Origin of the sequence: Jannaschia formosa, assembly GCF_003340555.1 — a bacterium.
In the GTDB taxonomy this organism is placed as follows: domain Bacteria; phylum Pseudomonadota; class Alphaproteobacteria; order Rhodobacterales; family Rhodobacteraceae; genus Jannaschia; species Jannaschia formosa.
This window is the reverse complement of sequence record NZ_QPLJ01000005.1, coordinates 128,089-151,377: the sequence shown is the minus strand read 5'-3', so window position 1 is coordinate 151,377 and position 23,289 is coordinate 128,089. Positions and strand designations below refer to the sequence as shown.

Annotated in this window: 21 protein-coding genes and 1 tRNA gene; 9 read left to right on the top strand and 13 right to left on the bottom strand. The window is 71.9% G+C overall.

The features are described 5' to 3' along the window. Window positions 1-4 precede the first annotated feature (4 nt). The 4 genes from DR046_RS07850 to DR046_RS07835 form a co-directional block, all read right to left on the bottom strand. Entirely contained in the window at window positions 5-475 is a 471-nt protein-coding gene (locus DR046_RS07850) for a Dps family protein (protein ID WP_115381647.1), read from the bottom strand. A gap of 46 nt (window positions 476-521) precedes the next feature. Next, window positions 522-911, bottom strand: coding sequence for a hypothetical protein (locus tag DR046_RS07845; protein ID WP_115381645.1), 390 nt, complete (start codon window positions 909-911; stop codon window positions 522-524). A gap of 115 nt (window positions 912-1,026) precedes the next feature. Then, entirely contained in the window at window positions 1,027-2,250 is a 1,224-nt protein-coding gene (locus DR046_RS07840; RefSeq protein ID WP_115381643.1) for an amino acid ABC transporter permease, read from the bottom strand. 130 nt (window positions 2,251-2,380) lie between these two features. Then, window positions 2,381-3,268, bottom strand: a complete 888-nt coding sequence (locus DR046_RS07835; RefSeq protein ID WP_115381641.1) for an EamA family transporter — start codon at window positions 3,266-3,268, stop codon at window positions 2,381-2,383. Between the two features lie 971 nt (window positions 3,269-4,239). On the opposite strand from DR046_RS07835, the gene DR046_RS07830 reads away from it, so the two are divergent. Genes DR046_RS07830 through DR046_RS07815 form a run of 4 tightly spaced genes read left to right on the top strand, consistent with a single transcriptional unit; the run spans window position 4,240 to window position 6,761 of the window. Next, entirely contained in the window at window positions 4,240-4,680 is a 441-nt protein-coding gene (locus DR046_RS07830; RefSeq protein ID WP_167766968.1) for a PRC-barrel domain-containing protein, read from the top strand. Continuing rightward, entirely contained in the window at window positions 4,673-5,698 is a 1,026-nt protein-coding gene (locus DR046_RS07825) for an efflux RND transporter periplasmic adaptor subunit (RefSeq protein WP_115381637.1), read from the top strand. Before DR046_RS07830 ends, DR046_RS07825 begins: the two co-directional genes overlap by 8 nt. Next, a complete protein-coding gene (locus DR046_RS07820) occupies window positions 5,695-6,549 on the top strand; it encodes an efflux RND transporter permease subunit (RefSeq protein WP_115381635.1) in 855 nt (284 codons plus the stop codon). Before DR046_RS07825 ends, DR046_RS07820 begins: the two co-directional genes overlap by 4 nt. Beyond that, complete coding sequence (locus DR046_RS07815; RefSeq protein WP_115381633.1) at window positions 6,546-6,761, top strand: hypothetical protein; 216 nt, start codon at window positions 6,546-6,548, stop codon at window positions 6,759-6,761. Before DR046_RS07820 ends, DR046_RS07815 begins: the two co-directional genes overlap by 4 nt. Window positions 6,762-6,764: 3 nt before the next feature. On the opposite strand, the gene DR046_RS07810 is transcribed toward DR046_RS07815, so the two are convergent. Both DR046_RS07810 and DR046_RS07805 read right to left on the bottom strand, forming a co-directional pair. After that, window positions 6,765-7,967, bottom strand: coding sequence for an MFS transporter (locus DR046_RS07810; protein WP_115381631.1), 1,203 nt, complete (start codon window positions 7,965-7,967; stop codon window positions 6,765-6,767). A 129-nt stretch (window positions 7,968-8,096) separates the two neighbouring features. Then, a complete protein-coding gene (locus tag DR046_RS07805) occupies window positions 8,097-9,476 on the bottom strand; it encodes an FAD-binding oxidoreductase (RefSeq protein WP_115381629.1) in 1,380 nt (459 codons plus the stop codon). A gap of 101 nt (window positions 9,477-9,577) precedes the next feature. Between DR046_RS07805 and DR046_RS07800 the strand changes: the two genes are divergently transcribed. Beyond that, window positions 9,578-9,654: transfer RNA gene (locus DR046_RS07800), tRNA-Met, on the top strand. A gap of 146 nt (window positions 9,655-9,800) precedes the next feature. Here DR046_RS07800 and DR046_RS07795 read toward each other — a convergent pair. The 5 genes from DR046_RS07795 to DR046_RS07775 all read right to left on the bottom strand — a co-directional run bounded on the left by DR046_RS07795 (window position 9,801) and on the right by DR046_RS07775 (window position 15,671). Next, window positions 9,801-11,231 (bottom strand): alpha,alpha-trehalose-phosphate synthase (UDP-forming), encoded by a 1,431-nt coding sequence (locus DR046_RS07795; RefSeq protein WP_245190858.1) that lies wholly within the window; start codon window positions 11,229-11,231, stop codon window positions 9,801-9,803. Then, on the bottom strand, window positions 11,224-12,003 hold the full coding sequence (otsB, locus tag DR046_RS07790) for a trehalose-phosphatase (protein ID WP_245190857.1): 780 nt from the start codon (window positions 12,001-12,003) through the stop codon (window positions 11,224-11,226). The genes DR046_RS07795 and otsB overlap by 8 nt, the downstream gene beginning before the upstream one ends. Window positions 12,004-12,049: 46 nt before the next feature. Further along, window positions 12,050-12,904, bottom strand: a complete 855-nt coding sequence (locus DR046_RS07785) for a UTP--glucose-1-phosphate uridylyltransferase (RefSeq protein WP_115381627.1) — start codon at window positions 12,902-12,904, stop codon at window positions 12,050-12,052. A gap of 132 nt (window positions 12,905-13,036) precedes the next feature. Further along, a complete protein-coding gene (locus tag DR046_RS07780; protein WP_115381625.1) occupies window positions 13,037-14,440 on the bottom strand; it encodes a UdgX family uracil-DNA binding protein in 1,404 nt (467 codons plus the stop codon). A 1-nt stretch (window position 14,441) separates the two neighbouring features. Further along, window positions 14,442-15,671, bottom strand: a complete 1,230-nt coding sequence (locus DR046_RS07775; RefSeq protein ID WP_115381623.1) for a putative DNA modification/repair radical SAM protein — start codon at window positions 15,669-15,671, stop codon at window positions 14,442-14,444. Window positions 15,672-15,781: 110 nt separating this feature from the next. Here DR046_RS07775 and gnd point away from each other — a divergent pair, with 110 nt between their 5' ends. Continuing rightward, window positions 15,782-17,167, top strand: a complete 1,386-nt coding sequence (gene gnd, locus DR046_RS07770) for an NADP-dependent phosphogluconate dehydrogenase (protein ID WP_115381621.1) — start codon at window positions 15,782-15,784, stop codon at window positions 17,165-17,167. 255 nt (window positions 17,168-17,422) lie between these two features. On the opposite strand, the gene hemC is transcribed toward gnd, so the two are convergent. After that, on the bottom strand, window positions 17,423-18,373 hold the full coding sequence (hemC, locus tag DR046_RS07765) for a hydroxymethylbilane synthase (protein WP_115381619.1): 951 nt from the start codon (window positions 18,371-18,373) through the stop codon (window positions 17,423-17,425). Between the two features lie 125 nt (window positions 18,374-18,498). Here hemC and hemE point away from each other — a divergent pair, with 125 nt between their 5' ends. Further along, window positions 18,499-19,533, top strand: coding sequence for a uroporphyrinogen decarboxylase (gene hemE, locus DR046_RS07760; RefSeq protein ID WP_115381617.1), 1,035 nt, complete (start codon window positions 18,499-18,501; stop codon window positions 19,531-19,533). Window positions 19,534-19,573: 40 nt separating this feature from the next. Then, entirely contained in the window at window positions 19,574-20,731 is a 1,158-nt protein-coding gene (locus DR046_RS07755) for an FAD-dependent oxidoreductase (RefSeq protein ID WP_135227271.1), read from the top strand. A 36-nt stretch (window positions 20,732-20,767) separates the two neighbouring features. Here the strand turns inward: DR046_RS07755 and hemF are convergent, their stop codons facing one another. Beyond that, window positions 20,768-21,655: an oxygen-dependent coproporphyrinogen oxidase gene (gene hemF, locus DR046_RS07750; RefSeq protein WP_115381833.1), complete on the bottom strand. Its 888-nt coding sequence runs from the start codon at window positions 21,653-21,655 to the stop codon at window positions 20,768-20,770. 293 nt (window positions 21,656-21,948) lie between these two features. Here hemF and DR046_RS07745 point away from each other — a divergent pair, with 293 nt between their 5' ends. Further along, a complete protein-coding gene (locus DR046_RS07745; protein ID WP_370815867.1) occupies window positions 21,949-23,232 on the top strand; it encodes a D-alanyl-D-alanine carboxypeptidase family protein in 1,284 nt (427 codons plus the stop codon). Window positions 23,233-23,289: the final 57 nt, after the last annotated feature.

Below are 23,289 nucleotides of genomic sequence, written 5' to 3'. Positions count from 1 at the left end.
CGGGTCAGCGCAGGTGGGCGCGAAGCATCCAGGCGAACTTGTCATGCGCGCGCCCGCGCTCGATGGCGAGGTCCTCGGTGCGGACGTCGCCATGCTGCGCGGCCAGCGCGCCGACACCGGCGAGGGTCGCGCCGATGGTCTCCTGCGCCTCCATCAGGTGACGGATCATCTCCTTGTCGGTCGCATGCTCGTCGCCCTCGGTGACCTTCGAGCGCTCCAGATGGGTGGCGAGCTTGCCCTCGGCGGTCTCGCCCAGGGCGCGGATGCGCTCGGCCAGGTCGTCCTGGCCGAGGAAGTGATCCTCGTAGATCTCCTGGAAGAGGGCGTGGAGCGGGCCGAAGGACATGCCGGTCACGTTCCAGTGGAAGTTCTGCGCAAGCATCGTCGCGACGACGGTCTCGGCGACGGCCTGGTTGAGCGCGACCGCGATCTCGGTCGTGGCGGCGGGCGGCAGGTCGGTGGCGGTCTGAGCCATGGGATGTCCTTTCATGGTCGGTGTCCCTCGCTAGATTAGAACTGTTCTAATTCGTGTCCAGTCTTTCGGCGAGGTCGCCGACCAGCATCCGCAGCGTGGCGGCGCCCTCGGGCCGGGCGCGTCGGGTCAGCAGGAAGCGGGCCGAATCGGCGTCGCCGGCCCGCAGGGCGCGGGCGAGGGCGAGCAGCCAGTCCTCGTCGAAGCTGCGCCCCGCCGTGCCGGGCCGCCAGAGGACCGGGCGGCGAAGCAGCAGAACCGGCAGCATCCGCGCGAGCAGCAGCGCCATGTCCTCGACCGCGGCGGCGCGGGCGGCATCCTCCGGAGTCAGCCCGGCGCGGGGCGAGGTCCGGCAGGCGAGCGCGTGGAAGCGCAGGAGGGCGATCAGCGGCGGTTGCCGGTCGCGGTCGAGTTCGGGGGCGAGAAGCGGCGCGGGCATGCAAGACCTCGGAGTGGTTCCTGAGCAAACTAGTCGGAAACTTCCGGTCGGGAAAGCCCCTCGTCTGTCGCGCCGTCGGGAACCGGTCTTGGCGCCGGTGCAGCGGGGCCAGGTCCTAGCGGTCCACGATCGCGATGGACCGGTCGTAGAGGTTCATCACGGCGCTGATGGCGAGGCTGGCGGCGAGATAGAACAGCATCAGCAGAAGCACGCATTCGAGCGCGCGTCCGGTCTGGTTCAGGGTGATCCCGCCCAGCGTCCCGGTGATGTCGAGATAGCCGACCGCGATGGCCAACGAGGTGTTCTTGGTGATGTTGAGATAGGCCGAGATCAGCGGCGGCACGACGATGCGCAACGCCTGCGGCAGCACCACCAGCGCCATGACGCGCCGGGGGCGCAGGCCGAGCGCGGCCGCCGCCTCGGTCTGGCCTCGGTCGACGGCGAGGATGCCGGCGCGCACGTTCTCGGCGATGAAGGCGCCGGAATAGATCGACAGGGCGATCCACAGCGCCAGGAGCGAGTTCCGCAGGTGCATCCCGCCCGCGAAGTTGAAGCCCTGCAGGACCGGCACGTCCCAGCTGAGGCCGAGCGCCCAAAGCGCCAGCGAGATCGGCAGCACCAGAAGCGCCACGGCGGCGGGCCAGGTCCTCGGCCGCAGTCCCGTCGCGGCCTGGCGCCGCCCGGCCCAGCCGCGCAGTCCCAAGGCCGCCGCGACGGAGGCCGCCAGCACCGCGCCGACGATCGCCCAGCTCCAGGCCGAGGCGCCCCCGGCGAGCGAGGGCCAGGGCAGGTAGACGCCCCGATTGGTCACCGGGATCACGCCGAACAGCGCGCGGGCCGCGTCCTCTCCGCGGAAGGCGCCCGGGGCGGGCAGGAGGTTGGCGATCACGGTGAAGACGATGATGATCCAGATCAGCACCGGGATGTTGCGGAACATCTCGACATAGACGGCCATCAGCCGCGCGACGATCCAGTTGCCCGACAGCCGCAGGACGCCCGCGACGACGCCCAGCACGGTGGCGGTGGCGCAGGCGAGCACCGCGACGATGACGGTGTTGACCGCCCCGACCAGCGCGGCACGCAGATGGGTGTCGCGGCTGTCGTAGGGGATCGGCGTCTGGTTGATGTCGTAGCCCGTCGGCGTCAGCAGGAACCGGAAGGAGATGTCGAGCCCGCGCCGGTCGAGGTTGATCGCGAGATTCGCAGCCAGCCATCCGATCCCGCCGAGGAGCGCCAGCAGCACGACGGCCTGGATCGCATGGCCGTGAAACCGCCGGTCCTGCAGCGGCGAGGGGCGGTCCCGTCGCGCCGCCTGGCGCGGGTGGTCCATGCTGCTCATCCGGGTCCTCCGTGGCGACGCAGGTCGCCCTGCCCGGGCCGCGTCCTGCCGTCATAGGCCCTTCCGAACCGGCCGCCCAGCCTGCGCGGCGCGGGGGGCCGCCGGGGGCGCCTATGGGCGGATCGGCTCGTCAGCCAAACGCTATGGCCGCCGCGCCGGCCAGCGCCAAGGTCGAGGACAGGAGGAAGACCGGGCCGGGCCAGGGCTCGGTCCGCAGCACGGCGGCGGCGAGCCAGGCCGAGAAGAACATCTCGCAGGCGCCGATCACCGCGACGGCGGTAACCGTGGTGAGGCTCAGCGCGAAGAACTGCGCAATCTGGCCCAGCGAGATCAGCGCCGCCGCCGCGACCTGCCAGCCCGAGGGCCAGCGGCGCGCCAGGCGCGGCCCCCGCCGCAGCGCCAGGACGCCGTAGGAGAGGCCCCCCGCCACCGCCCCGATCAGCGTGCCGATCAGCGGGTCGGGCAGGCCCCCGAGCGCCGCCTTGCGCGCGACATAGGCGCCGCCATAGCCCGCCGCCGAGCCCACGCCGAGCGCCCGGCCCAGCGCGCGCCCCGCGCCGGTGCCGCCCGGCACGCCCCGGCGCAGGACGGTCACGGCCACGGCCGCAAAGATCAGCGCGACGCCCAGCGCGACGGGTCCGGTGATGCGCTCGCCCAGCAGCGCGACGGCCAGCGCGGCGGCGAAGACCGAGATCAGGCGGCGCAGCACGCCGGTCTCGATCGCCCCGGCCAGCGCGACCGAGCGGAACATCAGGAGCCGTCCGATCAGGTTCGCCAGCACGCCCGCCAGCGCGAAGAGCAGGACGCCGCGCCAGACCTCCGCCCCGCCCGGGGGCAGCGGCGGGCCGAGGACCAGCCACAGCCCGCCCGCCATCGCCCCGGTGACGACGACCGACAGCAGCGCCCCGCCGCCATCGTCCGCCCGCGTCTGCGCGCCCTTGGCGATGGCGACCGCGCCCGCGGCGTAGAAGAAGGCCGAGGCGAGCGCGACGGCCTCGCCCGCGAAGGGAAGCGCCACGGCTCAGCCCGCCCCGCCAACGCGCGTGCGCGGGCTTCGGCGGGGCGGGGCGGACGCTCTCCGCCGGGCTTCCCCTTGGGTGGCGACGCCCTCACGGGCGGCTTGTCGCGGCAGGGAAAGGCCGGGCGGATGCTCCGCCGGCGGGGCGGCAGGGGGCGGGCCGCCGCGTGGAGCCGCGCCCCGCGCCCTCGTTCGCCCGGGCGGAGGGCCGGAGGCGTGCGGCTGACCCGCCTCGTTTCGCCGGAGGCCGGGCGCGGGGCACCGGTCGCAAGGCTCGGTCATCGACATCTCCTGCCGGCCGGTTGACGTCGCCCGGAGGCCTAGGCCAGCCTGCCCGCGCTGTCACGCGGCCGCCCGCCGGGAGGGATGCCATGCCTGAGCGGGGGCGAGCCGGGCTCGACCCCTGGTTGGGGACGGTGAAGGGGGACCGCATCTGCGTCCGTGGCAGGATCGACGACAACAGCCGGCAGCTGATCGCCGTCGAGGCACGCCGGGTCCGCGCGGGGCTGTCGATGAATCTCCTGGTCGAGCTGCGGCCGGAAGGCACCCGCGAGGCGGTGAAGGCCGTCAGCCGGGCGGCGCGTGCCTCGGCCCGGATCAGCGTCATCGTCCCGCCGATCCTTTCGGGCCAGCCGGAGGCCCCGGTGCCCGCCGTGGCCGGGACGGCGCGCACCGGCCACGGGGTGCGACAGCCGCGTCCCATGTCATGCCGGGTTTGCGACCGAGGTTCTCGGCCAACCCAACATGGCACGACGGAATCGGGCCGAAAGACCCGGTCCCGCCCCCGGTCGGAGAAGGATCATGCGCGACGAAGACAGGCGGGGCCCCGGTCCCGGACACCATGAGCTATGGCATCGGGGTCCGCTGGGCTGCGCTCTCGCAGTCCTGATCGCGGCCTCTCCGCTGGCGCAGAGCAGGACGACATATCCGCCCGGATCGCCGCCTCGGACCGGGACGGCGACGCGGCTCTCGTGCCGAAGGCGCCCGGGCCCGATCCTGCCCCGACCCCCGCGCCGCCACCCGGCACGCGAGACGGCCCGGGCGAGACGATCCGGGTCGAGATCCAGGCGGCCGACGCGCCGCCGGCCGCCCCGGACGAGCCGGAGCGGGCGGCGGCCGACGCCGACACGCCGGGCCCGGCGCCCCCGCCGGACCTGACCGCGCAGGAGGCGCCTCTCTCCGCCATCCTGGGCCTTGCCGCGCGCGGGGCGGACGGCTCCGACAGGGGCGAGGTCGAGGATGTGATCGTGTCGCTGCGCACCGGCCGGATCGTTGCGGTCGTCCTGCGGTCCGGCGGGGTCCTGGGCCTCGGCGGCGACACGGAGCGGATCGCCGTCGAGCGGATCGCGATCGACCCGCTCGGAGGGGCGGTGGTCGTCTCGGACGAGGGCGGGGACGGCGGCGATGGCTGAGGCGACCGGGAACGGGAACCGGGGCGGCGGCCGCCGCTGGCCTTGGCTGCTGGGCGGGATCGCCGTGCTCGCCGCCGGGGGGGCGGGCTTCTGGCTCCTGTCCCGGCAGTCGCCTGGCGAGCCGCAGCCGCCCCCGCCCCCGCCGCTGGTCGAGACCGCCCCGGTCGAGCCGGCGGAGCGGATCGTGCTGCGGCAGACCGCCTTCGTACGGCCCGTGGCCGAGCTGCCCGTCCTGCCCGAGACGACGGCGCCGATCGAAGCCGTCTCGCCCGCTTTCGACCGCGGCCGGCGCGTGGCCGAGGGCGAGGTTCTGGTTCGGCTCGACCCGACCGAGCTGGCGGCGGCCGTGGCCCGCGCCGAGGCTGCCCTGGGCGAGGCCGAGGCCGCGGCGCCCTTCGACGCGATCGTGCGCGAGGTCGCCGCCGATCCCGGCGAACTGGCGAACCCGCAGACCGAGCTGGGTCGGCTGGTCGCCGTCGACGCCGTCGAGCTGGAGGTCGGCCTGCTGCCCCGCGACCTTGCCCTGTTGCCGGGCGGAGCCGATGCGCTGCCCGGGGCGCGCGTGCTGCTGCGCGAGGCGCCGGGCGCGCCGGTCCTGGCCGAGGGCGCCGTCGCCTCGGTCGAAAGCGGGCTGGCCGCCGGATCGGCGCTGGTCCCGCTGGTCGTCCGGGTCGTCGACCCGTTCGAGGGCGCGCGCCCGCTGCGGCTCGACGAGCTGCTGCTGGCCGAGCTGCCGGTAGAGATCGCGGGCGGCGGCGCCGTCTCGGTGCCTGCGCGCGCGCTCAAGCCCGAGGGCGTCGTCTGGGCGGTCCGCGACAGGCGGCTGGTCCGGACGGCGCCGAAGCTGCTGATCCGGCAGGCCACGCCCGAGGGCGAGCGGGCGGTGCTGCGGGCAGGCGCCCTGCGGCCCGGGGCGCGGGTGCTGCTGACCGACCTGCCCGCCGCGACCGAGGGGCAGGATGTCCGGCTGGGCGAGGACGGGGCCGGGTCCGACGGCGCATCGGACGACGGCTCGTGACCCGGGCAACGCGCTGGTTCCTGCGCAGCCCGGTGGCGGCGAACCTGCTGATGGTCACGCTGGTCGCCGGCGGGATCGCGGCGATCCTCAATCTGACCGTCCGCGCCTTTCCCGAGATCGCCAGCAGCGCCGTCACCGTCACCGTCGCTTATCCCGGCGCCAGCCCGACCGAGGTGGCCGAGGCGATCCTGACCCCCATCGAGGAGGAGCTGGAGGGGCTGGAGGGCCTGCGCAAGCTGTCGGGCAGCGCGACCGCCGGGACGGGCACGGTCAGGGCCGAACTCACCCGCGGCGCCGCGCTGGACGAGGTCCGCGACGACATCGAGACCGCGATCGCGCGGATCACCACCTTCCCCGCCCCGACCGAAGTGATCACCCGCAACGGCGCCCGCATCGTCACCGTCGAGGCCGATGTGGACAGCGCCGTCACCACCGGCGGCGCCGAGACCGCGTGGGTACAGCGGACCGTCGTGCCGGAGCTGGAGGCGGACCTGCCCGGCGTCACCGTCACCGCAGGCGGCAAGCAGGAGGAGGCGGGTCGCTTCGGCCCGGCGCTGGCGCTGAACTTCGGCCTCGCCCTGCTGGCGATCCATGCGATCCTGACGCTGGCCTTCGGCAGCTTCACCCGGCCGCTGATCGTGCTGGGGGCGATCCCTTTCGGCTTCGTCGGCGCGGTGTTCGGGCACTGGCTGCTCGGGCTCGACCTGACCCTCCTGTCGATGTTCGGGGTGGTCGGGCTGGCCGGGGTGATCGTCAACGACGCGCTGCTCATCGTCGACTACGTGATCGAGCGCGAGGCGGGCGGTGCCGACCGCTCTCCGAGGCGACGCTCGATCGCTCCCGCCCGGTGATACTGACGACGATGACGACCTTCCTCGGCGTTGCGCCGCTGATCTTCGAGAGTTCGGTGCAGGCGCAGTTCCTGATCCCGACCGCGGTCGCGCTCGGCTCGGGGGTGCTGTTCGTCTCGGTCCTGCAGATGGTGCTGGTCCCCGGCTGTGCCTCGCTGCACGCGCGGGCGCGGGGCGCGCGATCTGGCCGGGCGCGCGCGGCCGGCGCCTGACGCTCAGCGGGCCGCGCGCGCCCAGAGGAGCAGCAGCCCCGCCAGCACCGCCGCGAAGGCCCCCATCGCGGCATAGACGAAGTCGAGCCCGCCCCAGGCCACCAGCGCGCCGCCGACGAAGGCCGAGGAGAACTGCGCGAGGAACAGGCTCATGGTCATGCCTCCGGAGGCCCGCCCGCGCATCGCGTCCGGCACGCCCGACAGGAGCCAGGCGTTGTTGGTCGGCATCATCAGCCCCAGCCCCGCCCCGATGCCCGCCAGCGCGATCGTCAGCGGGACGATCGACAGATGGGTCGAGATCGCCACATAGCCGACCGCGACAACCGCAAAGGAAATCGCGCCCACCGCGTGCGGCGAAAGCCTGCGCCGGATGCGCGCGACCTGTGTGGAGGCCAGCGACGAGGCGACCATCGAGGCGGCGACCACGGCGCCGGTCCAGGCCGAGGCCCGCTCTACCCCCACCAGCTCGGCCACGACGAAGGGGATCAGCGTCGGGATGACGTAGAAGGTCAGCATCGCCGCCGCGCCCACCGCATAGATCGGCAGGGCATGGCGCCAGGGGAAGCGCGCCGCCGGGGCGCCGGCCGGCCCGCGCGGGCGGGGCGGCGTCGCCGGGACGGCGCGCAGGACGATGGGGATCAGGACCAGCGGCGCCAGGTAGACCGCGAAGGGCCCGCGCCAGTCGAGCTGGCCCAGCAGACCGCCCGAGCCGATGAAGAGGATGCCCCCCACCCCCATCGAGGCGGCCTGCCAGCCCAGCACGCGCTGCCGCGCCTCGCCCTCCCAGATGTCGGCGATTAGCGCGATCGACGCGGTCATCACCGCCCCAACGGCGAGCCCGAGGAACAGCCGCCCGATCAGGATCGCGTCGAGCGTGTCGAGATACAGCCCCGACGAGCCCGCCAGCACGTAGAGCGCGATGCCGCCCAGCAGGACCCGCCGCTTGACGGTGCGGTCCACCAGCATCCCCGAAAGCGGCGCGGCGACCGCGATGGCGAGACCCGGCGCCGTCAGGATGAACGGCACCAGCCATTCGGCGCGCGGATCGCCGGCGAAATGCGCGACCAGCCCCGGCAGCGACGGCGCGATGGTCGCCCCCGCCATCACCGTCAGCGTGGCCGAGGCGAGCAGCGCGAAGAGCGTCAGTCCGGTCGCGGAGGAGGTCCCGGACGCGCGGGGGCCGTCGTCGGTGGGGGCAACGGTCATGGGGGCAGTCACCCTCCGTCAGGGAAAGACGCTGTGATCCAGACCGGGGCGCGGGATGTCAACGCCGGGGGTCCGGGCGGCCGGTCCCGGCTCGCATGGAAAGCGGGGCCGGGTTCCGGGAGTGAACTTCTAGTCCCGGCGGGGCGGGACGACCTTGCCGGGGTTCATCCGGTTCTCGGGATCGAGCGCCGTCTTGATCGCGCGCATCACGTCCAGCGCCACCGGGTCCTTGCGCCGCGCCATCGTGCCGAGCTTCGACAGGCCGATCCCGTGCTCGGCGCTGATCGAGCCGCCGAGATCGACCGTGACACCCTCGATCATCGCGCGGATGGCGTCGAGCTGCGCCTCGTCGGTCGGATAGACCGTCAGATGGACGTTCCCGTCGCCCAGATGGGCGACGATCAGCGTGTCGGCGCCCGGGTCCATCTGCGCGAGCCGCGCATGCATCCGGTCGATGAAGGCCTCGACCCCGTCGAGCGGAAGGGCGACATCGTTGTCGACGATGGGCAGCCGGGTGAAGGTGACCTCGGCGGCGGCCTCCCGCATCTCCCAGATATGGGCGCGCTGGGCCTCGTTCTGCGCGACCGTCGCCTCGGTCACGTCGCCGGCCTCCACCGCCTCCGTCAGGACCTCCTCCAGCACGTCGGACAGCGGGCGGGAGAGGCCGCCGAGGTCGATCATGACGGCGTGGTCCTGCATCTCGAAGGGCTGGCGCAGGTCCGGGCGGTGGGTGGCGAGCGCCTGCATGTAGCTGCGCGGCATGTATTCGAAGGCCTCGACGGCGCCGTCGGTCGCCTGCTGGAGGCGACGCAAGAGGCGCAGCGCGGCGGGCAGGCCGGTGACGGCGGCCAGCGCCGCCGCGTGGTGGCGGGGCGCGGGGACGAGCCGCAGCACGGCGGCGGTGATCAGCCCCAGCGTCCCCTCGGCGCCGATGAACAGGTCGCGCAGGTCGTAGCCGGAATTGTCCTTGCGGAGCTCGCTCATCAGGTCGAGCACGCGGCCGTCGGCGAGGACAACCTCCAGCCCCAGAACGAGGCCCCGGGTCGAGCCGTAGCGCACCACGTTGGACCCGCCCGCATTGGTCGAGAGCAGCCCGCCGATCCGCGCCGAGCCGCGCGCGCCGAGCGTCAGGGGAAACATCAACTCATGCGCGGCGACGGCATCGTGGACGTGCGACAGGATCGCGCCCGCCTCGACGATGGCGAGCCCCGCTTCCGGGCGGATCTCGCGGATGGCCGCCATCCGCTCCAGCGAGATCATCAGCGCGCCCTCGTTCGCCGTCCCGCCGACGAGGCCGGTATTGCCGCCGACGGGCACGACGGAGAGCCCGTGGCGCGCGGCGAGGCGGACGCACTCGGCCACCTCGGGGGTCGAGCCGGGGCGAACCACGGCGACCGGATTCGCGCGCCACTTGCCGGTCCAGTCCCGGGCGAAGCGGTCGGTGTCGTCCCCGGTGAGGACATGGGGGCCGCCCAGCAGGGCGCGCAGGTCGGAGAGAGCATCGGTCATGGCGCCCGTCTGCCACGCGGCGGCGGCGCGGGAAAGCGGGATGCAATCGCGGCACGGGGCTATTGACGCCCCTCGAGGACCGCCTTATCTGCCCGGCCAGCGGCGGTGTAGCTCAGTTGGTTAGAGCAGCGGAATCATAATCCGCGTGTCCGGGGTTCGAGTCCCTGCACCGCCACCATCCCGTTCTCGGTCGGAACGCCTTGCGGCTGGTGGCGCGGTCCCGCGATCCAGATGGCGTCTAGCGTCCTGCCTCGACGTCTTCCCCTGCCCCGACCGAGCCGAAAACGCCGCACGCGCCCTGCCGTTGCCGCGAAACGCCCCGCCTTAGGTGCCGATACTGCCTTCGACGCTGTCGAGCCCGCTCATGTCGAGCGAGCGCGACGACCGGCGGAGCTCCGCAAGGTAGCTGCGGGTCCACCAGGCCACATCCTCGGCGAAGACACCCTCGCGCAGGGCCTCGTGGCGGCGCTTGCGCTCCTCCAGCGGCATGGCGAGCGCGGTGGCGATCGCCTCGGCGCCCGAGGCCTGGTCGTGCGGGTTGATCATCAGCGCCTCCTGCATCTGCTCGGCCGCGCCGGCGAAGACCGACAGGATCAGCACGCCCGGATCCTCGGGGTCCTGCGCGGCGACGAACTCCTTGGCAACGAGGTTCATCCCGTCAGCCAGCGGCGTGACCATGGCCACGTCCGCGCGGCGGTAGAGCGCCGCGATCCGGTCGCGGTCGATATGGCGGCGGATGTAGCGGATCGGCGTCCAGTCCAGATCGGCATGGGCGCCGTTGATCGAGCCGGAGGTCCGCTCCAGCTCCTCCCGGATTTCCTGGTAGGCACTCACGTCCTCGCGCGAGACGGGGGCGATCTGCAGGAAGGTCGGCCGGATCGAGAGATCCTCGCGCCGGTGAAGATACTCTCCGAAGGCCTGGAAGCGATGCACCAGCCCCTTGGAATAGTCGAGCCGGTCGACCCCGATCAGCAGCGGCGCGCGCCGGTCCAGCAGGAGCTGCGGCACGACCGAGCGCTCGGCGGTCTCGGCGAAGGCCTTCGCGTCGATGCCGATGGGGAAGCTGAGCACCTTGAAGGCCCGCCCCTCGCGAACCCAGGTCCCGTCGTTCAGAAGCTGGGTCCGGTCGTCATGGCGCAGGATGTCGAAGGCCGCGGCGACGTCGCGCCTGGTCTGGAGCCCGACGAGGTCGTGGGCGGCGAACCAGCCGGCGACCTGCTTCGATTCGGGCAGCGCCATCACGTCGTTCACGGTCGGGATCGGGATGTGCAGGAACAGGCCGATCCGGTTGGTCACACCCAGCTTCCGCAGCTCGGAGGCGACCATCAGGAAGTGGTAGTCGTGGATCCAGACCATGTCGTCGGGCCGCAGGATCGCGGCGAGCGACCGCGCCACCCGCGCGTTGACGACGGCATAGGCGTCGAACTCACCTTCCTGGATGTCGAGAAGGTCGGCACGGTGGTGGAAGAGCGGCCAGAGCACGCCGTTGGAATAGCCGAGATAGAAGCCGCGATGCTCCTGCTTGGTGAGCTCGAAGGTCATCCGCTCGTAATCGCCGGAGGCGAGCGGGGTCAGCCCGTCCTCGGCGGTCTCGCCGGGGGTGCCGGCGCCGACCCAGATTCCGCCCGCGTCGGTGAGCGCCTCGTGCAGGGCGAAGACCAGCCCGCCCGCGGGCACGTCGTCGCCCTTGGGGATGCGGTTCGACAGGACGATCAGCCGGCCCTGCTCCGCTGGCTGGGTCCCGTCGTCAGGCAAGCCAACGCTCCAGCAGCGCGCGCAGGGCGGCGGGGTCGGGAAGATGGTGCGCGCAGACGGTGTCGGCGCCGCCGATCTTGATGGCCGTCCCGCCGCGCTCCTCGGCCCAGGCCAGCGCCGGCTCGTCGGTCAGGTCGTCCCCGGCATAGATGGGGAGGCAGTCCGCGAAGGGCGGGCGCGCGAAGAGGTCGGTCAGGGCGATGTCCTTGCCGACGCTGTCGGGCTTGATCTCGTAGGCGCAGAGCGCGGGTTGAAGGCGAAAGCCGTCCGCGGCCGCGGCGAGCGTGTCCATGAAGTGAAGCGCCAGCGCGCCCAGCTCCTGCGCCTGGCGGTAGTGGAGGACGACGCCGGTGGACTTGTTCTCGACAAGGAAGGACGGTTGCAGGTTCGCGAACTCAGCCACGAGCCGTTGCAGCGTGGCGATCTTCTCCTGATCGAAATCATCGGCCGGGCTGCGCACCCCGTCGACCCGGCGCTCGGCCCCGTGGGACCCGATCAGCGTGCCCTCGAAGCCGGGCAGGAACCGCTCCAGGTCGGAGATGTTGCGGCCGGAGACGAGCGCGACTCGCCCGTCCAGCCGGTCCATCGCGCGGGCGAGCAGCATCGGAAGCTCCTCCGGGACGACGACGCCGTCCGGCGTCTGCGCGATGTCCACGAGCGTGCCGTCGAAATCGAGGAACAGCGCGGCGCGGTCGGGATCCGGCAGCCGCAGGCTGTGCTCGGGTGGGGGTGGATCCCCCTCCATGAAACCCGTCATCTGGTAATACAGCATCCTTTCGTCTCCTCCCGTGTCGGCCGGGCGGCGGGCGCCGCGCCGGTCATTCGGCGGCGATCCTCGGCCTTCCGGCCGCCCCGCGCCGCAGGGCCTGGACGGCCAGGGTCGCCTCGACCAGCCCGTCCTTGCCGCCGCAATCGTAGCGCGTGCCCGAGAAGCGGAAGGCATGGATGCCGCCCATCCGCGCGATGGCGTCGGTCAGCTGGATCTCGCCGCCCGCGCCCTTGCCGGTGTCGCGCAGCACGTCGAAGACGGCGGCGTCGAGGATGTAGCGCCCCACGGCGGCGAGGCGCGAGGGCGCGTCGGCGATGGCGGGCTTCTCGACGAAGGCGGTGCAGGGGATCGCCTCGCCCGGGGCGCCCGGGGGGCAGGCGAAGATGCCGTAGCGATCGACCTGCCCGGCCGGAACCTCCTGCGCGGCGGTCAGGCTGCGCATCTCGCCGGGGCGGAAGGCGGCGGCCATCTCGGCGAGGCAGGGATCGCCCAGGATCAGGTCGTCCGGCAGGATGACGCCGACCGGTCCCGGCAGGACCGCCTCGGCACCGCAGAGCACGGCATGGCCGAGGCCCAGCGGCTCCGGCTGGTGGACGACGCGAAGATCCACACCGTCGGGAAGGCAGGTCGCCCGAAGCGCGCGGAGCAGGTCGGCCTTGCCCTTCCGGGTAAGGCTTTCCTCCAGCGCGGGGGCGGAGGTCAGGTAGTCCTCGATCGCGGACTTGTCGGGATGGGAGACGAGGACGACTCGCTTCGCACCGGCGGCAATCGCCTCGTCGAGCGCGAACTGGAGAAGGGGCGTGTCATAGACGGGCAGCAATTCCTTCGGCGTGGCTTTGGTCGCGGGCAGCATCCGCGTCCCGAGCCCCGCGACAGGGAAAATTACCGTTGTTAATCCGTCCATTCTCGCGTCTCCCTCACAATGACGTCATCACCACAACGGCGACGTGCCAGCCGGAGTTCCAGCGGCTTCGAGAGATTTTCCGCCCGTCCCCGCGCCTCGAGCAAGGCCTTGCCGCGGCGCGGCGACGTCTGCCTAGGAATCGAGCAGTTCGGGGACGCGGGCGAGATCGGCGCGGAACCGCTCGGTCTCGGCGGCGCGCAGCTCCGGGTCGGGCAGGCGCAGCAGGTAGGAGGGGTGGACGGTGATCAGGACGGGGCGCCCGTCATGCGTCCGCTCGACGGTGCCGCGCCGCTTCAGGATGCCCTGCCCCGCACCGGTCAAGGCGTGCAGCGCGGTCGCGCCCATGGCGACGACGACCTTCGGATCGACCAGCGTCAGCTCCTGCTCCAGCCAGGTGGTGCATGCGCGGACCTCGCCCGCGTTCGGCTTCTGGTGGATGCGGCGCTTGCCCTTCTGGACGAACTTGAAGTGCTTGACCGAGTTCGTGACGTAGCACTTGCCGCGGTCGAGCCCGGCCTTCACGGCGACCTCATCGAAGAGCTGCCCCGCGGGTCCGACGAAAGGCCGCCCGGCCAGATCCTCGCGGTCGCCCGGCTGCTCGCCCACGATCATCACGGGGGCGTCCTGCGGTCCCTCTCCGAACACGGTCTGGGTCGCGTCTGCGTAGAGCGGGCAGAGCGTGCAGCCCCGCGCCGCGCTGCGGACCTCGTCGAGCGAGCCGGCATTGGCGAACAGGTCCATGGGCATGGCGTCTTCCTCCGGTCTGGCGCGGGCCGGGCGCGGGGCGGCGGCCTGCATGGACGCGACGCGCCCGCGCGCGCCGGCGATCAGGGAGGGAATCGCCCGGGCCTCGGGAAGGTTCCGCCAGTATTTCCGCGGCATCTCGGCGCGCATGGCGTCGACCTTCAGCCGCGCCGGATTGAAGATGTTGGAATAATAGGTCGTCCAGAGCTCTTCGAGCGGGTCGCCGTCATCGGGGCGGGTGGCGGGCACGGCCCGTTGCGACAGCGTGCCGTCCTCGAAAGTGGTCGTCACCTCCGGCGTCACGATGGCCCAGTCCATGTCGCCGAAGCGGTTGACGAAGAAGTCGGCCACCGCCTCCTCGATGCGGTGGTCGGGTTCGAACCAGGCGGCGAAGCGGCGGCGGGCGCCCTGCCCCGGCATCTCCCGGAAGCGGACGAAGGCGTGCATCTTGTGCAGGTCGCGACGGATCTCCTTCGCGATGCGCTCGGCCTCCGCGACCTGCGGGTCGGCGCGGTTGGACAGGAGGGCCCGCTCTCTGGCGAGGCGGTGGAGCAGCGTATGGGCGAGGGTGAAGCCGCGGCCCGACCGTTCGCTGACCAGCAGCTTCGCGAGGGAGACGAAGGGTTTCGGCACCGAGAAGTCCCGCGGCTCCGGCAGGGGGGCGTCGAACATCGAGGGGCCTGCATCCTCCCAGCCCCAGTCGACTTCGGACGGAGGGACATGGGCCAGACGGCGGGCGGCGTCGCGCCAGGCAGTCCCGGTCCCCAGCCGCGGCAGGCGCGGGGCGAACATTCTAGAACAGTTCCAGCTGCTTCGGCTTGACGAACCGGCTGCGCAGGTCGGCGCTGTCGAGCACGGCGCTGGGATGGTGCCCCTTGGCCAGGACGAAGGGTTTCGCCGCGCGCGTCCGCCCGCCCATGCGGCGGATATCCTCGAGCGACAGCGCGCCCGCCCGCCGCGCCTTGAGGATGCGGTCCACGACCTTCGTGCCGAAGCCCGGCACCCGCAGCAGCATCGCCTTCTCGGCCCGGTTCACGTCGACCGGAAAGCGGTCGCGGTTCTGAAGCGCCCAGGCAAGCTTCGGATCGACGTCGAGGTCGAGCATCCCGTCCGCGTCCCGCGTCACGATCTCGTCCAAGGTGAAGTCGTAAAAGCGCAGCAGCCAGTCGGCCTGGTAGAGCCGATGCTCCCGCATCAGCGGCGGATCGACCAGCGGCAGCACGGCGGAGGCGTCGGGGATCGGCGAGAAGGCGGAATAGTAGACCCGCTTCAGCCCGTAGGCGCCGTAGAGCCGGGACGCGTTGCCGAGGATGTCGCGGTCGTCGGCCTTGTCGGCGCCCACGATCATCTGCGTGGACTGCCCGGCGGGCGCAAACCTGCCGCGCCTGCGGCCCTTGTAGCTGCGCTCGCTGTAATCCTCCCCGGTCAGGCGCATCTTGCCCATTGCGCCCCGGATGCCGGCCGGGTCCTTCTCGGGCGCGAAGGCCCGGATCGAGGCGTCGGTCGGCAGCTCGATGTTGATCGACAGCCGGTCGGCAGCGAGGCCTGCGCGCTCGATCAGCTCGGGGCTCGCCTCGGGGATGGTCTTGAGATGGATGTAGCCGCGAAAGCCGCCCGCGCGCAACTTTTCGGCGATGCGGACCATCTCTTCCATCGTGTAGTCCGAGGACTTGATGATGCCCGACGAGAGGAACAGGCCCTCGATGTAGTTGCGGCGGTAGAACTCGGTCGTCAGCCACACCACCTCGTCCACGGTGAAGCGCGCGCGGGGCACGTCGGACGAGACCCGGTTCACGCAATAGGCGCAGTCGTAGACGCAGTAATTCGTCATCAGGATCTTCAGAAGGCTGATGCAGCGCCCGTCCGGCGCGTAGGCGTGGCAGATCCCCGACCCGGTGGTCGAGCCCAGCCCCTTGCCGTCGCGAGAGCCCCGCTTCGCCGTGCCCGAGGACGCGCAGGAGGCGTCGTACTTGGCCGCGTCCGACAGCAGCGCCAGCTTGTCCTGAATCGTCATCTTTCCCATGCGTTCGATCTACGTTCCTTGTCCGTTCCATGCAATCGGCCCGAATGCCGCAGGATTGCGTTTCCGGGACGGGGCGTCATGGTGGGGGTGTATTCGTCAGGGGGGACCGCATGGGCGACGCACGGATCGGGCTGATCGGACTGGGAACGATGGGGGCGGCGCTGGCCTCCAACATCGCCGAGAAGGGCTTCGGCATCGCGGTCTTCAACCGCACGACGCAGGTGACGCGCGACTTCGCCGCCGCCGCCGGGGAGCTGGCGCCGAAGATCACCCCGACCGAGACGCTGGAGGAGCTGGTGGCCGCCATCGCCCCGCCCCGCGCCATCATCCTGATGGTGCCCGCCGGCGACCCGGTCGACCAGCAGATCGCGGCGCTTCGGCCGCTTCTGGACGATGACGACCTGATCGTCGACTGCGGCAACGCCAACTTCCACGACACCGACCGGCGCGCGGCGGAGGGGGCTCCGTTCCTCGGCATCGGCGTCTCGGGCGGGGAGGAAGGGGCGCGCCACGGCCCCTCGATCATGGGCGGCGGCGCGCCGGAGCACTGGGCGCGGGTCGAGGACATCATGCTCGCCATTGCCGCGCGGCACGAGGGTACGCCCTGCGCGGCGCTGATGGGGCCGGGCGGATCGGGGCATTTCGTCAAGATGGTCCATAACGGCATCGAATATGCCGACATGCAGATGATCGCCGAGATCTACGGCATCCTGCGGGACGGTGCGGGGATGGAGCCGGACGCCATCGGCGAGGTCTTTGCGGGCTGGGACGAGGGCGCGCTGAAATCCTACCTGATCGAGATCACCGGAAAGGTCGCCCGTGCCAGGGACGTGGAGACGGGCCAGCCGCTCCTGTCGGTCATCGTCGACGCGGCGGGGCAGAAGGGCACCGGCCGCTGGACCGCGATCGAGAGCCAGCACCTGCTGACCCCGATCCCGGCCATCGAGGCGGCGGTGGTGGCGCGCAACGTCTCCTCCCGCCTGCGGGAGCGGGCTGTGGGCGAGGCGCTGTTCGGGCCCGCCCCCCGGGCCTTCGAGATCGACCGGGACCTGCTGGAACAGGCGCTGATCGCGGGGAAGGTGCTGTGCTACGCCCAGGGCTTCGTCATGATCGCTGCCACCTGCGAGGCCAACGGCTGGGACATCGACCTGCCCACGGTGGCGCGCATCTGGCGCGAAGGCTGCATCATCCGCTCGGCCATGCTGGACGACATGGCGGCGGCGCTGGCGGAGCATCCGGGCGAGAACCTCATGCGCACGCCGCATTTCGCCGACATTCTGAAGCGGACCCACGGCGCGCTGCGGCAGGTCGTGGCGCAGGCGGCGCTGAACGGGCACCCGGCGCCGGCGCTGTCCTCGGGGCTGGCCTATTTCGACGCGATGCGCACGGCGCGCGGCACGGCGAACATGATCCAGGCGCAGCGCGACTTCTTCGGGCTGCACGGCTTCGTCCATGTCGACGGGCGGACTGGCGTCCACGGCCCCTGGACGCGCTGAGAGGGCTCCTCCGATCCCCGACTGGCGCGCCCGGTCGGACGGGCGGGACCGGGGGCCAGCCCCCGGACCCCCGGAGTATTTCCGGCCACAGGAAGGGGGGAGGGTCGCTGCGCACGTCAGGCGCGGACCGATGGGGGACTGCGGCGCGCCCGGGAGGGGGATCGGGCTTCTGCCGCGCCGGAGGCTTCAAGGGCTTGGTGCGGGCGGGGCCGGTCCGGTGGAACCGTCCGGCTCGTCATGATCCGCTAAGCAGGCTCAGCCGGCCTCCTTCCAGTCGAAGAACCCGGCAGGCGCGCGTTCCAGCAGGCGCACGCCCATTTCCCGCCCCAAGGTGGCGCCGTCCTCGGCAGGGGACTCGCCCGATTCGACCAGCACGTCCGAGCCGTCCGGACGCAGGATCTCGCCGCGCAGGCGCAGCGCGCCGCCGTCGAGCTCCGCCAGCCCCGCAATGGGCGTCTCGCAGGAGCCGTCGAGCGCGCGCAGGAAGGCCCGCTCGGCGGTGATCCGCAGGCCGGTCTCGCGGTCGTGGATCGCGGCGAGGATGTCCGCCATCGCGTGGTCGGCGGCCCGCCGCTCGATCCCGATGGCGCCCTGGGCCACGGCGGGCAGCATGTCGCCCGTCTCCATCGGCGTGCGGGGTACCTCGGCCATGCCCAGCCGGTTCAGCCCGGCCATGGCGAGAAAGGTGGCGGCCGCCACCCCGTCGCGCAGCTTGCCCATCCGGGTCTGCACGTTGCCGCGGAACTCCACCAGCTTCAGGTCGGGACGCCGATGCGCCAGCTGCGCCCGCCGCCGCAGCGACGAGGTCCCGACGACGGAACCCTCGGGCAGGTCCGCGATCCGGCCTCCGCCCAGCGTGACGAAGGCGTCGCGCACGTCCTCGCGCGGCAGGTAGGTGTTAAGCAGCAGCCCCTCGGGCTGCTCGGTCGGCATGTCTTTCATCGAATGGACCGCGATGTCGATGGAGCCGTCGAGCAGTTGGTCCTCGATCTCGCGGGTGAAGAGGCCCTTGCCGCCGATCTCCTTCAGGGGCCGGTCAAGCACCCGGTCACCCGTGGTCTTGATGACGACGATCTCGAACGCGTCCTCGGGCAGGTCCATCGACTTCATCAGCCTCGCCCGCGTCTCATGCGCCTGCGCCAGTGCCAGCGGAGAACCCCGCGTGCCGATGCGCAGGGGGCGGGCGGGCGAGAAGTCTGTCGGCATCGGTCGGTCTTTCCGTCTGTCTGCGCGCAGGTGTCAGCTTTACTTGACACGTAACGCATGTTTGACACCATGACACCATCTTGCGACACGCTGTCCAGACCCCAGGCCGCACGGAGTGCCCGACGATGAAGACCCTGATGCGTGCGCTCGCCGGAGAGACGCTGCCCGTCCCGCCGATCTGGATGATGCGCCAGGCCGGCCGCTACCTGCCCGAATACCGCGCCACAAGGGCCGAGGCAGGCGACTTCCTGTCGCTGTGCTACAATTCCGACCTCGCGACCGAGGTCACGCTGCAGCCGATCCGCCGCTTCGGCTTCGACGCGGCGATCCTCTTCGCGGACATCCTGCTGGTGCCGCAGGCGCTTGGCGCGGACCTGTGGTTCGTCACCGGCGAGGGGCCGCGACTGTCGACGATCACCGACCAGGCCGGGGTCGACGCGCTGAAGGGGCCCGACGACATCCACGACACGCTTGCCCCCGTCTACCAGACGGTGCGCAACCTCGCGGGCGCCCTGCCCTCCGAGACGGCGCTGATCGGATTCGCCGGCGCGCCCTGGACCGTGGCGACCTACATGGTCGCCGGGCGCGGGACGCCGGACCAGGGGCCGGCCCATGCGCTCAAGGACGGGAACCGCCCCGTCTTCGACGCCCTGATGGCGCGGATCGAGGCGGCGACGGTCGAATACCTGGACATGCAGGTGCAGGCCGGGGCCGAGACGGTGAAGCTGTTCGACAGCTGGGCGGGGTCGCTGAAGGGCGACGACTTCCAGACCTATGCGGTGGAGCCCGCCGCCCGCATCGTGGCCGAGCTGAAGCGCCGCCACCCGGGCCTGCCGGTCATCGCCTTCCCGCGCGAGGCGGGCGAGGCCTATGTCGGCTTCCACGCCGCCACCGGCGCGGATTGCGTCGCGGTGGACGATTCGGTCTCGGCGGAATGGGTCGCGGAGAACGTGCAGCCCCACGGTTGCGTGCAGGGCAACCTCAAGTCGTCGCACATGGTCACCGGAGGCCAGGCGCTGATCGACGAGGTGCGGCACATCCGCGACGCGCTGTCGAACGGGCCGCATGTCTTCAACCTGGGCCACGGGATCACGCCGGACGCCGATCCCGACAACGTCGCCCTGATGATCGAGACCCTGCGCGAGCGCGTCCCCGCCTGAGCCCTTGCGGGCGGCGCGGCACGCGGTAACGGTCGGCGCCATGTTCGACTTCATCGTCATCGGCGGCGGCATGATGGGCGGCCCCTGCGCACGATACCTGGCCGAGGCCGGGCACAGCGTCGCCCTGGTCGCCGCGCCCGAACCCGCGCCCGGGGCCACGGGTCCCTGGGGCAGCCATTTCGACGCAGCCCGCATCACCCGCCGGGTCGCGAGCGACCCGGACTGGTCGCTCGCCTCCCGCCGGGCCATCGCGCGCTATGCCGACCTCGAGGCGCGGTCGGGCGAGCGCATCTTCCACGAGACCGGCGCGGTAATGGCGGGGCCAGAGGGCGGGCCGCTCGCGGGTTTCACCTCCGGCTTCCTGAAGGTCGCGCGGGGTCTCGACGATCCGCCCGCGATTCTCGATGCCTCGGGGGTCAGGGAGCGAACTGGCCTCGCCCTGCCCGCAGGCTCGCGGGCCACGCACGAGATCGCACGCGGCGGCTGGATGGACCCGCGCGCGATGCGCACCGCGCAGTGGCGGCTGGCCGAGGCGGCGGGGGCGATCCGCTTCGCCGCGCCAGCCGTCGCACGGGACGGGACCGAGGTGACGCTGGCCGACGGCACGCGCCTGCCCGGCGGCCATGTCGTCGTCGCGACCGGGCCGCATGCGGGCTCGGACGGGCTGCTGCCCGCGCGGCCGAAGATGAGGGTCTGGGCCCGCACCGTCGCCTTCGCCCGCCTGTCCGAGGCCGAGGGCGCGCGGCTGGCCACCATGCCCTCGGTCATCTGGGTGCCGGAAGGGTGGGCCTTCGATCTCTACATGCTGCCGCCGGTCCGCTACCCGGACGGGCGTCTCTACCTGAAGATCGGCGGGCAGGTCGATTCGCCGAGGATCGACTCGGCCGAGGAGATGGATGCCTGGTTCCACGGGCCCGGCGATGCCGAAGTCGGCGCAGGACTCCTGGCCGAGATGCGGCGCGTCCTGCCGGGGCTGGAGGCGGAGGCGACCCATACCGGTCCCTGCGCCGTGGTCTGGTCGGAGACCGGCTTCCCCTACATCGCTCCCGCCGGGCCGGGCGTCACCGTGCTTTGCGGGGGCAACGGCGCGGCGGCCAAATGCGGCGACGAGCTGGGGCGGCTCGGCGCGCTGGTCGCGTCGGGCACGGGGCTCGACGGCGAGGGCTATGGTCAGGACTTCCGCGCGGTCTGGGACTGAGGGGCGGCGGGCATCACCCTGCCCGCCGTTCCGGTCTCAATGCCACTTCGCCTCGGGCGGCAGCGACATCAGCACGGCGTCGGGGTTGTGGCCCGTCGTGAGGCCGAACTTGGTCCCGCGGTCGTAGACGAGGTTGTACTCGGCATAGAGCCCGCGATGGATCAGCTGCGCTTCCTTGTCGGCCTCGTCCCAAGGCTGGGCGCGGCGCTTCTCGACGAGCGGCTGGAAGGCGGGCAGGAAATGGGCCCCCACGTCGCGGGTGAAGGCGAAGTCCGCGTCCCAGTCCCCGGTGTTGAGATCGTCGTAGAAGATGCCCCCGACGCCCCGCGCCCGGCCCCGGTGGGGGATGAAGAAATACTCGTCCGCCCAGGCCTTGAGCTTGGCGTAGCGGTCCTCGCCATCCAGCGGGCCATGCGGGTCGCAGGCGGCCTTCATCTGAGCATGGAAATGCGCGGTATCCTCCTCGACCGGCAGGCAGGGATTCAAGTCGGCGCCGCCGCCGAACCACCAGGCATGGGGCGTCCAGAACATCCGCGTGTTCATGTGCACGGCCGGCACGTGCGGGTTGCGCATATGGGCCACGAGGCTGATGCCCGAGGCCCAGAAGCGCGGATCCTCTTCCATGCCCGGGACGCCGCGCGCGGCCATCGCCTTCTGCGCGGGCGGCGCCAGCTGCCCATGCACCTCGGACCAGTTCACACCGACCTTCTCGAAGACCCGGCCCCCGCGCATTACCGACATCAGTCCGCCACCGCCGCCGTCCCTCTCGGTCGGAGAGACCTCGAAGCGGCCCGGCGCCAGTGCCTCGAAAGGTCCGGGCGCGCCCGCATCCTCCAGCCCCTCGAAGGCGGCGCAGATCCGGTCGCGGAGCGCGCGGAACCATTTGGCCGCCTCCGCCTTCCTTTCGTCCGCGTTCTCAAGCATCGGCGGTGTCCCGGCCCTGTCCAGCATCGTCTTTCCTTCGGCGCTATGCGGGGTCTGCCACGATCCCGCCTCGTTCTTCCGCGACCGTTGTAGGGCAGGCCGAAAACGCTCACTAGATATAGATCAAATCGCCGAACAATTAGGGTAATTTCAGGGCAACGTCGCGACGGGCTGGATTCGGCTACGGGGATTCGCTAGCCTGTGGAAACAACGAGAAGAGCGGCACCGGCGCAAGATCGGGCTGCCAGGCAGACAGAGCAGTACAGATGACAGTGAAAGCGATTCGGGCCGTGATGGCCCTGATGCCCCTTGTCCTGACGCTGGCCCTCGCGCTCGGCGTCCCGGCGGCCAAGGCAGCGCCTAATGCGGAACTGGTGATGGATGCACGCACCGGCGAGGTGCTGCACGCGCGCAACGCCGACACCCGGCTGCACCCCGCCTCCCTCACCAAGATGATGACGCTCTACATCGCCTTCGAGGCGGTGCGGCGCGGCGAGATCACGCTCGACACCGAGGTGCGCATTTCCCGCCATGCGGCCGACGAGCCGCCGTCGAAGCTGGGCCTGCGCGCGGGCCAGAAGATCGCGTTCCGCTACCTGATCCGGGCGGCGGCGGTGAAGTCGGCCAACGACGCCGCGACCGCCATCGGCGAGGCGATTTCCGGCTCCGAGCAGGCTTTCGCGGCGCGAATGACGCGCACGGCGAAGGCGCTTGGCATGAACTCCACCGACTTCCAGAACGCCCACGGGCTGACGCAGTCGGGCCATCTCTCGACGGCCCGCGACATGACCGTGATGGGACGGCGGCTGTTCTTCGACTACCCGGAATACTACAACCTCTTCTCTCGCCGGACGACGGATGCGGGGATCACCTCGGTCCGCAACACCAATCGTCGCCTGCTCGACGCCTATCCGGGCGCCGACGGGATCAAGACCGGATTTACCAGCGCCGCGGGCTTCAACCTCGTCGCCTCGGCGGCGCGGGGGCAGGAGCGGGTCATCGCCACGGTCTTCGGCGGAAGCTCCACCGCCACACGCAACGCGCGCGTGGCCGAACTGCTGGACCTGGGCTTCGACCGGGCGCCCAGCCACGCCACGATTCGGAAGCCTGCCCTGCCGACCTATGGCGGCGCGACGATGCCCGGGCCGACCGCGCCCGCCATCTCGATGCGGCCGATCGCGCGGGGCGGCTCGGGCCAGTCGATCCTGATCGCCAACGCCTCCGGCCCCTCGAGCCAGGCGATCGATTCGGCCGTGGCCGTCGCGCTGGCCGGTGCCGCGCCGGCGCCGCGCCCCGAGGTCGTCGTCACCCGCGAGGTCGTCACCGCCGACATGGGCGCCGCGCGCGACTGGGCGATCTCGCTGCGCCGCCAGCCCTCCCGCTCGGAGGCCGACAAGCTGCTGCTCCGGACGGCGTTGCAGGAACTCGACGCGCTCGACAACGCGCTCCGCCGGGTCGACGCCGCCGGCGGTGGCTACGACCCGAGCTTCGTGGGCCTCAGCGAGCGCGAGGCGACCCGCGCCTGCACCCGCCTGCGCGCCCGCGACGTCGATTGCGACGTGATGCTGGGGAGCTGAGACCGCGGTGCGCGGCCGCATGCGGTCCCGCGCGCCGATCGTGCCTGTTCCTTCAAG